The following is a 13,105-nucleotide window of genomic DNA, read 5'->3' on the forward strand; positions in this document are numbered from 1 at the left end:
TGAAATCTGGTATGTCCTTAGTTATTAGTATTGTAGTGTTAAATCGCTGAAATCAAGCTCAAATTAAATATTATGAAAAAAAATAGTCTAAAAAGAATTCCCCAAGTGTCATTTGTTTTGGCATTATCATTCATCACATTAATTGCATGTAGTAGCGATAGTATTGATGATGACATTACAGAAGAGATTGCAAGTACTGATGACTCTGAAGATGAATCTGAAGAAGTTGTAACAGAATTACATGCTGCATATGCTGCCTTTAATTCAGATGCGGTAACTGTATATTTAGATGGTTCAGAAGTTGTGATTGAAACAACAGGTTTACCAAATCATGAAACCGTTTATTGGGGAGAAGGTAACGCCTTATACAGAGAAGAATCTGACGTCGCTACGACACCTAGCATTATGTCTAGTAATAATAATGCGACTACCATTCGTGTAGATGCTACTCCAAATTTAACCGGTAGTACTGTTGAAACAGTATTGAATACAATAGGTATTGCTGTTAGTGGTTCTTCTATATTCAACGACCAAGAAGGTGGTGGCGCTTTAGACCAAGCTGCGGCTAGTTTAGATTGGACAGGGGCTCATATTGGTCCTGGTGTATATCACTATCATTTAGAACCAAAAGCGTTCTCGGATGATGATGAAAATTTAGTAGGTGTTTTGTTAGACGGTGTTTTTCTTTATGGTCGTAAATGTAATTCAACGGGAGATTATCCTTCAGATCTAGATGCTTCTGGCGGACATACCACTACTACTCAATACACTGATGGTGAAGAAGAATATCATTACCATATTATAAATGAAGTTTATTCAACAACAGGATCATACTTAGCATTTGCAGGTCCTTACCAAGGCTATTAAAAATGAGAATAGTTCACTTCCATATCATATGTTTTATACTGATTTTTCAAGTTGGTTGTAAGAATACAACAGAGCCCAAAACTTTGGTGGAGAAAACAATAGAAATTAAGCAAGAAACTAAATTTAAAGAAGAATTAAAGTTAAATCAATTGGAAGGAACATGGTATTATAAAAACTCACCTTATGATGGTTATTCAATAGCCTTACATGAAAATGGTACTTTGGCAGAAAAGGTGGGTTTTATAAAAGGTAAAAGAGAAGGCGTTGTGCAAAGATGGTCAGATACCGGTGTATTACGAGTTGAATTTCATTTTAAAAATAATCGTATAGAAGGTTCTTATAAAAGCTGGTGGGAAAATGGTCAATTGGCGCAAGATGCTAATTACGTTAATGGTAATATGAACGGGGTTGAAAAGAAATGGTATCCAGACGGGCAATTGGCAAAAGAAAGACAATTGTTAAATGGTAAGGAAGAGGGTTTACAAAAAGCATGGTTACAAAATGGAACTTTGTATGTAAACTATGAAGCTAAAAACGGACGTATTTTTGGGTTACGTAGAGCAAATTCTTGTTATCAATTAGAAGATGAAGTTGTAATTAAATCAGAAAACGAATTATTATGAACAAGGCGGTACTTTCTATAGTTGTTATACTTCTTTTTGCTGCTTGTAAACAAACGGTAAAAAAAGAAAATATTCAGGTAACTGAAACCAGTAGGGTAGAGCACTTGCCATTTTATAACGATGAGTCATTTACGCCACATTGGATAACTCCAAATACTGAAGAAGAGAAACAATTTCATAAAATTCCAGATTTTAAATTGGTGGATCAATTAGGAGATACATTGACGCAAAAATCATTTGATAATCAAATTTATATTACGGACTTCTTTTTTACGAGTTGCCCAGGTATTTGCTTGAAGATGACCAATAATATGACAAAGGTACAAGAAGCCTTTTTAGATAATCCGGAAGTAGCTATTCTTTCACATTCCGTTACTCCATCGATAGATTCTGTTACTGTTCTTAAAACATATGCTGAAAAGAACGGAGTTATTGATTCTAAATGGCACTTGGTTACAGGTGATAAAACTGAAATTTACAACTTAGGTAGAAACGAATATTTTGTAGAAAATGATTTAGGTATTCCTAAGGATATCAATGACTTTTTACACACAGAAAACTTCTTGCTCATAGATAAAAACAAGCATATACGTGGTATCTACAACGGACTCAATCGGGCTTCAATAGCACAATTGATTACTGATGTAAATGCCTTGCTAGAAGAAAGTTGATTGCAATTGTTTGATTAATTATTGAAAAAAGCCCGTAAACTAATGTTTACGGGCTTTTTAAATTTAACATGAAATGCTATTACTTTAAAGCTGCTAATAATTTCTCTGCTACTACTTCTGATGAAGCAGGGTTCTGACCTGTTATAAGATTTCCATCTTGTACAGCGTAAGAAGCCCAATCTTCTTTCTTAGAATAGATTCCGCCATTTTCTTGTAGCATGTCTTCTACTAAGAAAGGAACAACCTCAGTTAGTTGAACAGCTGCTTCTTCACTATTTGCGAAACCAGTAACCTTTTTACCATTTACTAAAGCTTTACCATCTTTTCCTTTTACACCTTTTAAAGCTGCAGGAGCGTGACATACAAAAGCAATTGGTTTTTCTTGTTCATTGAATGTTTCAATCAATTTGATTGAAGTAGCGTCGTTTGCTAAATCCCATAACGGTCCGTGACCACCTGGGTAGAAAACTGCATCAAAATCAGAAGCATTTACATCAGCTAATTTTTTAGTGTTGTTGATAACACTCTGAGCATCTTTATCTTCTTTATAACGCTTTGTATCTTTTGTCTGAGCATCTTCTGAATCACTACTTGGATCAATTGGTGCTTGACCACCTTTTGGTGTAGCCACTGTAATTTCAGCCCCTTTATCTAATAATGCGTAATACGGAGCTGCAAACTCTTCAATCCAAAATCCTGTTTTCTTTCCTGTGTCTCCTAATTGATCATGAGACGTTAATACAAATAATATTTTCATTGTTTTTTGTTTTTAAGTTATTGATTTATAGCAAGTCTTTTATTTAGACTTTAACTATCATTTTTCCTTTATTTTTACCATCCATCATATCTAAGAACGCTTGTGGGGTATTCTCAAATCCTTCAACAACAGTTTCTTTATACTTTAATTTACCTTCACCTAACCAAGTTGCTAATTGCTTCATAGCTACGGGGAATTTATCTGCGTAGTTAGAAACAATAAATCCTTGCATTAATGCACTATTCTTAACCAAGAAAGGTTGTACAGCAACTGCCATTGGTATTTCTGTTTTATTGTAAACAGAAATAGCACCACAGATGATAATACGTGCAAACTGATTTATATTGAATAAAACAGCATCGGAAATTGGTCCGCCAACATTATCAAAATAGATATCCACTCCGTTTGGTGCCGCTTCTTTAATGGCGGCTTTCATATCCTTAGTAGTTTTATAATTGATACCATGATCAAACCCAAATTCAGATTTCAACATATCAATCTTTTCATCTGTACCAGCAATACCAATAACATTAAGTCCAAGTATTTTACCGATCTGACCCACAACACTACCAACGGCACCTGCAGCACCTGAAACAACTAAAGTTTCACCTTTTTTTGGTTTTCCTATTTCGTGAAGTCCTAAAAAGGCAGTTAAGCCAGTCATACCAACAATACCTAAATATGCACTTAATGGTGCTTTACTTTTATCTATTTTTTGTAAGCCTTCGCCAGTAGAAATTTGCTTCTCTTTCCATTGCAATAAGCCTGATACGAAATCACCTTTTTTGAATTTGTCGTTCTTGGTTTCAATAACTTCTGCTACCACCCCGGAGCTTATTGGTTCATCTAACTTAAAAGGTGGTACATACGATTTAGCATCGCTCATACGACCTCTTAAATAAGGGTCTACAGAAATATATTTTGCTTCTAACAATAATTGACCATCAGAAATACTAGGATTTACATCAGATTCAACAAATTCAAAGTCAGAAAGGGTAGGAGTACCTACCGGACGTTTTTTTAAATTAATGGACTTATTCATAAGTTATTATTTAAATTTTATGCTAAATTATTGCCTAAGAGATATGTAATAATTAGTGCTTTTACAAGTATGCTTTCATGTAACTGATTGCAAACTTCCAATCTTTTTTTCTTAGACAGTTCAAAGATATTACAAAAAAAGAATGAACATTCATTTTTTAACAAAGGTTTATAAAAGGTGTTTCTTTTTTGGATTAAAAAAAAGCATCTGTTACGATGCTTTTTAGTTCATGCTGCAATCTATTCCATTATTGTAATGGCTTTCACATTCACAAATTCTTTCATTCCAAATCCTCCATGTTCTCTTCCGTAACCTGAATCTTTTACACCACCAAAAGGCATCATTGGGTTTGCTAATCCGAAGGAATTTATAAATACCATACCCGTGTCAAAATGCTTTTCAGCCAATTCAATTGCCTTATCAACATCTTTAGAAAAGATTCCGCCGCCTAATCCAAATCTGCTATCATTAGCGATACGCATGGCATCTTCATTGTCCTTTGCTTTAATTAATGAAGCAACCGGTCCGAATAGCTCATCATCATATGCTGGTTGACCTGGCGTTACATTGCCTAATACCGTGGCAGGGTAGAAGTAGCCTTCCCCTTCAGGAATTTTTCCGCCACATAAAATTTCAGCACCTTTATCAACACTTTCTTCAAGCTGTTCGTGAATCTTTTTCCTTAAATCTTCACGAGCCATTGGTCCTAGTTCCGTTTCCTCTTTTTTGGGATCACCTACTTTTAAGGCATCCATAGCCTTTACGAATTTCTCTTTAAACTCGTCATACACTTTTTCTGTAGCAACAAATCTTTTAGCCGCAATACAGGTTTCTCCATTATTATAAATACGACCCATTACACTTTTTTCAACAGCCAAATCAATATCTGCATCATCTAACACCAAGTAGGCATCATTACTACCCAATTCTAATACTGTCTTTTTCAATTGTGCACCAGCCAATTCGCCAATTTTTTCTCCTGCTACCGGACTACCGGTTAAGGTAACACCTCTAATTAATTTATGTTCTATAATCGCATTAGACTGCTCATGATCAATAACCATGACATTGAATAAATTCTCAGGTAGACCAGCTGTATCAAATATAGATTTCAACAATTTTGCCGTACCTGTAACGTTAGATGCATGTTTTAGCAAAATACTGTTACCAGCCATTAAGTTAACAATAGTATATCTTAATACTTGATAACTTGGGTAGTTCCATGGTTGAATACCATATATAATTCCCATGGGTGAATAGGTTATAATTCCTCTTCCTCCATCGGATAATTTTCTTTCTTCATTTTTTAAAAATTCTGGAGCGTTCTCTGCAGAATAATCGCAAATTGATGTACAAAGGTCGACTTCATGCTCGCTTTGAGATAAAAGTTTACCCATTTCATCGGTCATTAACTCTGCTAGCTCTTTCTTATAATTCTGTAATTCTTTACCTATAGATTTTATAATCTCGCCGCGTTCTTCAATGGATTTCATTTTCCATTTCAAAAATGCTTTTTGAGAGTTTTGGATGCTTTCTTCCACCTGATCATCTGTCATATATGTGTATGTGGACAGTGTTTTTCCTGTAGTAGGGTTAATTGTTTTGAATGTATCTTGTTTTGTTGTCGTAGACATAATTTGTTTTTAAATTTTATTTATTGTTGTTCACTTGGTACCAAATACACATCATTGATGTTTACTCTATTTGGTTGTGTTAAAACATAGTAGATGCTGTTAGCAATATCTTCTGCTTCTAAGGTTTCCATCTTTTGCATTTCTTTCATCATCTCTTTAATATCCTCATCGCTAATGGTGCTTGTCAAATTAGTAGCCACTGCACCAGGTTCTATAGAGGTGATATTAATTCCGTATTTCGGTGCCAATTCTTGACGCAGTCCTTCTGAAAACATTTTCACTGCAGATTTGGTTGCACAGTACACTGCACCACCTGGAAAATATCTATTTGCAGCCATTGAAGAAATATTAATGATATTACCGCCTTTGTTAGCTTTTAGCTCTGGTAATACTGCAGCAACTCCGTTCAGGACTCCTTTGATATTCACATCTACCATCTTATCCCACTCGTCAGTTTTAAGTTTTTCAACAAATGATAAAGGCATTAATCCTGCGTTGTTTATTAAACCTGATATTTTACCGTATTTGCGTTTAGTTTTAGAAACAACATTTTCGAAATCTGCTTTCTTTGTTACATCGCCCGCTACCACTAAGGCTTCTCCGCCTTTTTCAATAATGTCAGATTTCAGGTCGTTTAACTCATCTTCGCTTCTCGCCATTAAAACAACCTTAACTCCATTTTCAGCTAGTTTTATTGCTGTTGCTTTGCCAATTCCGCTTGATGCTCCCGTTATTATAATTACTTTATCTTCTAATTTCATAGTGTATTAATTTTGATTTGAAGACAAGTTAATAGGTATGAAATGACTCTTTTAGCTAGATTAAATGAAGTATTGACGGATATGGAAATGAGGTAAGATTGAAACTTTACGAGTCAAAAAAACCAGCGAAATAGAACCCTCTGGCAAGTACACAAGTAATTACACTAGCAATATGATTATTGCTATGTATAATAATAGGAAGGATATTCAGTGGTCATAAAGCACATGACCGCAAGCTCTATCATAGCATGTACAGCAATGCTTTAAGTTGTTCTAGACCTGAAAAAAAGTAGAAAACAGACAATTATCGACACCTCTATATCGTCGGCAACACGGTTAATTAAAAAAAAAGATTGTTTAAGCACTTGCTGTTGGTGTGCAAGACGCTCTTTTCAATAACATATATTCTCCCTTTGTTTTAAAATCACGAATAGATGAACCTGTATAACGTTTAAAAGTTTTTGAAAGATGACTTACATCGGTAAAACCTAAATCATCTGCAATTTGTGTTAATGTGTAATCTGAATTTAAAAGCCGAATCTCTACTAACTTCAGTTTTGCCTTAATGATATATTCTCGCAAAGACATGCTCACTTGCTTTTTAAAATATTCGCTTACATATGTAGGTGACATCATAAAAACATCGGCTAAATTTTCAACTTTCAATAATTCAGTCTTGTCAATATTGATATTAATATAAGTCAGCATCTTAGTAATTCTTTCATCAGAATTGTTCTTTGGTAATTCAAAGTAGTTGCTCTTTTTAATATTGCGAATTAAGATTTCTAAAATACTAGTCATTAAACTAGTGACTAGGTTTATTGATTCTTCTCCATAATTTCTAGATTCTTGAAGAATCATACCAATTAGGTTTTCTAAATAGCTTCTATCTAATTCATTTTTAATAATATCTCCTGGTAACTGATTGTAATTAGATAATATAAACGAAGCTTCTTTAAACCACTCATTTCTATCAATGGTAATTCTGTTTGCATTCTTAAAAAATGAATCAGTAAACTTTAGAAATACAAATCTGGTAGGTTTTTCTATAGTAAAAGAATGGCATTTTAACGGAGGTAATAAAAACATACTATTCTTCCCATAGGCATAATCATTATAATTAATGCACTGTGTGCCTTGTCCATCTTTAATTAGAACCAACTCAAAAAAATTGTTCTTAACCGGGCGTTGTTTCCAATCCGTTAACTCTATTTCTTGTATTTCAAAAGGTTTGTAGGCTTCTAATACTTGCATTTTAATGGTATTTATGGAATAATAGGACAAATTTAGGCTAAAAAATAGGTTTCAAACTAATTCACTAACTCATTAACCTTTATTTATACCATTAATTCCAACATTTCAACTACAAAAAAACGCTCTAAAGCTAGTAACTTTGTTTTAGAAGGATTTCAAATAATTAGTATATCGTAAATGGATTTATTTAATCAGGCGGACTTATTTTCAAAAAACGAAGTCCGTAAAATAGAATTTGATTTACCAGGAGCTAATGTTACTTTATTCAAGAATTTCTTCAGTTTAGAAGAAAGCAATAAGCTGTATAATAGCCTATTACAAAACACCCCATGGCAGCAAGAGCAAATTACCATTCATGGAAAAGATGTAGACTATCCCAGATTAACAGCTTGGTATGGAGATGTTACCAAGGATATTAAATACACGAATACAAAAAGTACAATGCATTTATGGAATGCTGATTTACTTTTTATTAAAGAGCGAATAGAGCAGGAGGTCAATGTAAAATTTACACGTTGTTTGCTTAATTATTATAGAGATGGCAAAGACAGTGTAGATTGGCACCAAGACTATAAAGGAGACCAACGTAAAAACACAGTTATTGCTTCGGTAACTTTTGGAGAGACCAGACCTTTTCAATTAAAACATACTACCCGTAAAGATTTAAAACGTGTAGCTATTCCTTTAACTCACGGAAGCCTACTTCTAATGAAAGGTGCTACTCAAGATAACTGGAAACATAAAATACCAAAAACAAAAAAACAGATTCATCCAAGAATTAATCTTACGTTTCGGTGGATCAACTAACCTTATATTTACATACATTACGTTTTGATTGTATACTTTTAGTAAATTAAACTTAAGTAATATCCTATGAAAAAATCTTATTTAACGGTAGTCGTGCATATTTTAGCAAAAGAAGAATATAGAGAAGATGTAAAAGCGGAATTACTAAAACTTGTTGGTCCTACTAGAGGTGAAGAGGGTAATATTTCATATGACCTACATCAAGATAATTCTAACCCAAATTTATTCTTATTCCATGAGAAATGGGTTAGTCAAGAATTACTTCAAAAACATTCTCAAAGTAAACATATTGCTGAATATAAGGCTGCAACCGAAGAGAAGTTAGTTGATGTCACTTTGTTTAAAATGACAGAACTGACCAACTAACTTTGTATTAATAAAGGTTTCCCTATAAATTATTATAGTTTAATTCAATAAAATGAATTGAATCAAGTGCTTTTTGGCTTAAAATTAAGATTTCACCTCTATAAAACCTCTATTTATACCTTCTTCTCCTTTTTTTATACATTATAAAAACTTTATTTCCTATTTACCTTTGCCATATAAATAGGATTAACCTTATTAAAACATATAAAAATGAATTTACACGAAACATTAAACTGGAGATACACAACAAAGGAATACGACACCACCAAGAAAATTTCTGATGCAGATATGGCAGAAGTCAAAAACTTGTTAAGAATGAGTCCTTCAAGTGTAAACCTACAACCTTGGCATTTTATAGTTGCTGAAACTACAGAAGGTAAAGCACGCATTGCTAAGGGGACTCAAGGTTTTTTTAGTTTTAACGAGCCAAAAGTAACTAATGCTTCAGCTGTTGTTTTATTTTGTTCAAAAATTGATGCAGATGATGCCTACTATCAGCATATTGCAGATACAGAAGATGAAAGCGGAAGATTCCCTAACCAAGATATTAAAAACGGATTTTTAGGTGCTGTAAAAGCTTTTACAGGTATTCATAAATACGATTTAAAAGACTTACAACACTGGATGGAAAAGCAAGTATATCTTAACATTGGAAACTTTTTATTGGGAGTTGCAAGTTTAGGAATTGATGCTACACCAATGGAAGGTATTGATGTAAAAGCTTTGGATGAAGAATTCGGTTTAAGAGAAAAAGGATACACTTCTTTAGTAGCTGTTTCTTTAGGATATAGAGCTGAATCTGATTTTAATTCAACTGAAAAAACTCCTAAATCTAGATTACCAGAAAGTGAAATTTTCACGTTAATATAATAACACGAAGCTAATATGAAAGCAATAGGATACAAGGAGAACCTCCCAATAGAGAATGTAAAATCTCTTCAAGACATCGAAATAGATACTCCCAAAGCAAAAGGAAGAGATATTCTAGTTGAGATAAAAGCCATTTCTGTAAACCCGGCAGATTATAAAGTAAGAGCAGGTATGCCTGTTGAAGGCGATGATTGGAAAATTATTGGTTGGGATGCTACTGGGATTGTAAAAGAAGTTGGAGAAGATGTTACGTTGTTTAAGGTTGGTGACGAAGTTTGGTATGCGGGCGATTTCACGAGACAAGGAAGTTATGCTCAGTATCAAGTGGTAGATGAGCGTATTGTGGGCAAGAAACCATCTAGCTTATCTTATGCTGAAGCTGCGGCTTTACCATTAACTTCTCTTACGGCTTGGGAAATGTTGTTTGATAGATTAGAAGTTGCAACCGATGATGCCAGTAAATCTATTCTAGTAATTGGTGCTGCAGGTGGTGTTGGTTCTATTTTGGTACAATTAGCTAAGAAGCTTACAAAACTGAATATTATAGGAACGGCTTCCCGTGAAGAAACTACAGATTGGTTAAAAGAATTGGGTGCTGACTCGGTTATTAATCACAGAAATAAATTGAGTGAGGAATTTGAGAAATACAAGCTTCCTGCTCCTGATTACATCGTGAGTTTAAATGCTACCGAGCAACATGCAGACGAGATTGTAAAGGTGATAAAGCCACAAGGTAAATTCGGTTTTATTGATGACCCTAAGTCATTTAATGTCATGCCTTTTAAAGGTAAGGCTGTGTCTACTCATATTGAGTTGATGTTCACTAGTTCTATGTTCCAAACGGAAGATATGATTGAGCAACACAACATCTTAAATGAGGTTTCTAAATTGATAGACAACGGAACTATTAAAACCACTTTAGGAGAAAACTTTGGAACTATTAACGCAGAGAATATGCGTAAAGCCCATGCTTTCTTAGAAACAGGAAAAGCAAAAGGTAAAATTGTTTTAGAAGGATTTTAGACGCAATGAGTCAAATAATTTAAAAAGAAAATGAAAACTACACTTAAAATATTTCTTATAGCAGCAATTTTTGCTGGTACTTCGGCAAATGCACAGGTAAATACGATTGATTCCGTGGCAACTTCAAAAGTGCAGCATTTCAATTTTGATGAAATGGAATCGGAAACTATTGGCGAAGGTATTCAGCGTAAATGGTTTCATGGAGAAAAAGGTCAAATGACCATTTTCAATTTGGAAAAAGGGGCACATATTCCATGGCACCAACATCCTAATGAGCAGATTACCTATATCATGTCCGGTAAGGTTAAAATCAAGACTATTATCGACGGCAAAGAGGAGTTTGTTATTGTTTCTGGAGGCGAGGTAATTGTATTCCCAGAGAACATACCTCATGAGTTTTGGGCTTTAGAAAAAACGGTGGATTTAGATGTTCACGTTCCGGTTCGTCAAGATTGGTTGTCGAAAGAGTTGCCTGATTATTTAAAGAAGAGCGAATAAATAGAAAACTAATAGGATGACATCAATCAAAATGAAATATAACTTTTTAATTGCATTAGCACTAACTGTAAGTTTTTTTTTAAATGCACAAACACCAACAACAGACAATATTAAGTCTGTAAACGAAGTAGTTACCGCAGATAATGTAGAATGGAGTTGGTTAAATCCGTTGCGAGGAGATAAAAGTCCGGCTGCAGGTAAACTTTGGGGAGACCGTACAAAAAACGAACCAGCAGGGTTTTTAGTGAAATTCAAAAAAGGTTTTTCATCACCTCCACACATTCACAACATAACTTATAGAGGTGTTGTAATTAAAGGTTTGTTGCACAATGATGATGAAAATGCCGAAAAACAATGGCTTCCGGCAGGTTCTTATTGGCAGCAGCCAGCAGGCGAAGCACATATTACAGCTGCTGACGGTGAAGAAAATATGGCGTTTTTAGACATTCAAGAAGGTCCGTATTTAGTAAAACCAACATCTGAAGCTTTTGATAATGGCGAAAGACCTGTAAATGTTGATAAAACAAACTTGGTTTGGTTAAATGCTAACGACATCCAATGGGTTTCTGAAAAGAGCAATGTAAAAACTGCATTTTTATGGGGAAGTCACGAAAAAAATCAGCTACGTGCCACGCTCTTAAAACTGCCAGCTGGTTTTAACGGAAGCATAAAAAACTTAAGCCCTAATTTTAGAGCAGTGGTAATTTCTGGTGAAGTAACACATCAGTTTATTAAAAAAGATACTAAAAACGAGTTACAACCCGGTTCTTATTTTGGAGCGCAAAATGGTACTACATCAAAAATTTCAACAAAAAAAGAAACAGTTATTTATATAAGAAGCAACGGCAAATTTGAAGTAAAGTAAACGGGTTATATGCTGATTTTTTAATTGTATTAGAGATAAAAAGCTTTCTTTTTTTGGTCATAAAAATGTACCGACTCCAACTAATTAATTAAAATAGTTTTCTTGAAAAATTCTTAACCTTTAGTCATAACGGATTTGCATTAAATGACATAAAAATGTTAAAAGGGTCAAATATAATTTCAAATAAGCTATTAACTACTTAGTAATTAGTGGTTTCATTGAAGTTCTTTCTTTAAATTTATAAATATCAGTTTAATGAGATGTAGAACATAAAATTTGAAGAAATGAAAACAAATATTGGAATTACCGAGGAAAACAGATCAAAGGTTGCAGAGCATTTGTCCACCATATTGGCTGATGAATATGTGCTGTATACCAAAACTTTAAGAGCACATTGGAATTTAGAGGGTATTGATTTTCATACCAAACATGTGTTTTTTGAAGATCACTATAATGCAATTAAGGAATATATTGACGGTGTTGCAGAACGTATTAGAAAAATAGGTCATTATGCCCCTGGAACTTTAAAACAATTTTTGCAGTTAACACATTTATCGGAAGAAATAAAAGGTGATAATTTTAGCTTAAACTATATGAAAGTCTTATTAGCTGACCATGATACCATTATTGTAGAAATGAGAAAAATTATCCCTACAATAGAAGAAGATTTTGGAGACGTTGGTACTGCCGATTTTTTAACTGGACTGTTACAAGAACATGAAGAAATGGCTTGGATGTTACGTGCTAGTTTAAGCTAAAAGTATTTATACAAAAGGTATAGATTTAAATTATGCAACAAAAATACTGTCACCACATAAAAACCATTTCCAAGATTAAAACTGCTACTGAGCATATTTGTGAGGAATGTATTAAACTTGGTGATGACTGGGTGCATTTGCGTACATGTCAAGAATGTGGCGTAACGCTTTGTTGTGACGATTCTAAAAACAAACATGCTACGGCTCATTTTCATGCAACCAAGCATCCGGTTATAAGTTCGGCAGAACCTAATGAAAAATGGTTTTGGTGCTATCTTGATAATGCTTTTGCAACCTATTAAATCAAAC

The 13,105-nt window shown here is 33.8% G+C and carries 16 protein-coding genes; 11 read left to right on the top strand and 5 right to left on the bottom strand.

The window, feature by feature from the left end; all coding sequences use genetic code 11:
• Positions 1-72: 72 nt before the first annotated feature.
• From BUC31_RS11590 to BUC31_RS11600, 3 genes are read left to right on the top strand one after another with little or no spacing between them, the layout of a single operon-like run.
• On the top strand, positions 73-867 hold the full coding sequence (locus tag BUC31_RS11590) for a YHYH protein (protein WP_073244357.1): 795 nt from the start codon (positions 73-75) through the stop codon (positions 865-867).
• Between the two features lie 2 nt (positions 868-869).
• Positions 870-1,490: a toxin-antitoxin system YwqK family antitoxin gene (locus tag BUC31_RS11595; protein ID WP_073244358.1), complete on the top strand. Its 621-nt coding sequence runs from the start codon at positions 870-872 to the stop codon at positions 1,488-1,490.
• On the top strand, positions 1,487-2,161 hold the full coding sequence (locus BUC31_RS11600) for an SCO family protein (RefSeq protein ID WP_073244360.1): 675 nt from the start codon (positions 1,487-1,489) through the stop codon (positions 2,159-2,161). Before BUC31_RS11595 ends, BUC31_RS11600 begins: the two co-directional genes overlap by 4 nt.
• Positions 2,162-2,240: 79 nt before the next feature.
• Here the strand turns inward: BUC31_RS11600 and BUC31_RS11605 are convergent, their stop codons facing one another.
• From BUC31_RS11605 to BUC31_RS11625, 5 genes are all read right to left on the bottom strand, one after another.
• Entirely contained in the window at positions 2,241-2,918 is a 678-nt protein-coding gene (locus BUC31_RS11605) for a type 1 glutamine amidotransferase domain-containing protein (RefSeq protein WP_073244362.1), read from the bottom strand.
• A 43-nt stretch (positions 2,919-2,961) separates the two neighbouring features.
• A complete protein-coding gene (locus BUC31_RS11610; RefSeq protein ID WP_073244364.1) occupies positions 2,962-3,960 on the bottom strand; it encodes an NADP-dependent oxidoreductase in 999 nt (332 codons plus the stop codon).
• Positions 3,961-4,199: 239 nt separating this feature from the next.
• Positions 4,200-5,594, bottom strand: coding sequence for an NAD-dependent succinate-semialdehyde dehydrogenase (locus BUC31_RS11615; RefSeq protein ID WP_073244366.1), 1,395 nt, complete (start codon positions 5,592-5,594; stop codon positions 4,200-4,202).
• Between the two features lie 20 nt (positions 5,595-5,614).
• Complete coding sequence (locus BUC31_RS11620) at positions 5,615-6,355, bottom strand: SDR family oxidoreductase (protein WP_073244368.1); 741 nt, start codon at positions 6,353-6,355, stop codon at positions 5,615-5,617.
• A gap of 357 nt (positions 6,356-6,712) precedes the next feature.
• Positions 6,713-7,609 (bottom strand): AraC family transcriptional regulator, encoded by an 897-nt coding sequence (locus tag BUC31_RS11625; RefSeq protein WP_073244370.1) that lies wholly within the window; start codon positions 7,607-7,609, stop codon positions 6,713-6,715.
• Between the two features lie 177 nt (positions 7,610-7,786).
• On the opposite strand from BUC31_RS11625, the gene BUC31_RS11630 reads away from it, so the two are divergent.
• The 8 genes from BUC31_RS11630 to BUC31_RS11665 all read left to right on the top strand — a co-directional run bounded on the left by BUC31_RS11630 (position 7,787) and on the right by BUC31_RS11665 (position 13,098).
• Complete coding sequence (locus BUC31_RS11630; protein WP_073244372.1) at positions 7,787-8,416, top strand: alpha-ketoglutarate-dependent dioxygenase AlkB family protein; 630 nt, start codon at positions 7,787-7,789, stop codon at positions 8,414-8,416.
• A gap of 66 nt (positions 8,417-8,482) precedes the next feature.
• Complete coding sequence (locus tag BUC31_RS11635; RefSeq protein WP_073244374.1) at positions 8,483-8,782, top strand: putative quinol monooxygenase; 300 nt, start codon at positions 8,483-8,485, stop codon at positions 8,780-8,782.
• Between the two features lie 210 nt (positions 8,783-8,992).
• Positions 8,993-9,652 carry an oxygen-insensitive NAD(P)H nitroreductase gene (nfsB, locus tag BUC31_RS11640; protein ID WP_073244376.1) on the top strand — a complete coding sequence of 220 codons (660 nt, stop codon included), beginning with the start codon at positions 8,993-8,995 and terminating at the stop codon, positions 9,650-9,652.
• Between the two features lie 15 nt (positions 9,653-9,667).
• Positions 9,668-10,675, top strand: a complete 1,008-nt coding sequence (locus BUC31_RS11645; RefSeq protein ID WP_073244378.1) for a zinc-binding alcohol dehydrogenase family protein — start codon at positions 9,668-9,670, stop codon at positions 10,673-10,675.
• Positions 10,676-10,705: 30 nt separating this feature from the next.
• The gene (locus BUC31_RS11650) at positions 10,706-11,173 is read left to right on the top strand and encodes a cupin domain-containing protein (RefSeq protein ID WP_073244380.1); all 468 of its coding nucleotides are present in this window, start codon (positions 10,706-10,708) and stop codon (positions 11,171-11,173) included.
• A gap of 16 nt (positions 11,174-11,189) precedes the next feature.
• Positions 11,190-12,038 (top strand): DUF4437 domain-containing protein, encoded by an 849-nt coding sequence (locus BUC31_RS11655; RefSeq protein WP_073244382.1) that lies wholly within the window; start codon positions 11,190-11,192, stop codon positions 12,036-12,038.
• Between the two features lie 284 nt (positions 12,039-12,322).
• Positions 12,323-12,796, top strand: coding sequence for a Dps family protein (locus BUC31_RS11660; protein WP_073244384.1), 474 nt, complete (start codon positions 12,323-12,325; stop codon positions 12,794-12,796).
• Positions 12,797-12,828: 32 nt separating this feature from the next.
• Positions 12,829-13,098: a UBP-type zinc finger domain-containing protein gene (locus BUC31_RS11665; RefSeq protein ID WP_073244385.1), complete on the top strand. Its 270-nt coding sequence runs from the start codon at positions 12,829-12,831 to the stop codon at positions 13,096-13,098.
• Positions 13,099-13,105 lie beyond the last annotated feature (7 nt).

The organism is Maribacter aquivivus (assembly GCF_900142175.1).
GTDB classification, from domain to species: Bacteria; Bacteroidota; Bacteroidia; order Flavobacteriales; family Flavobacteriaceae; genus Maribacter; species Maribacter aquivivus.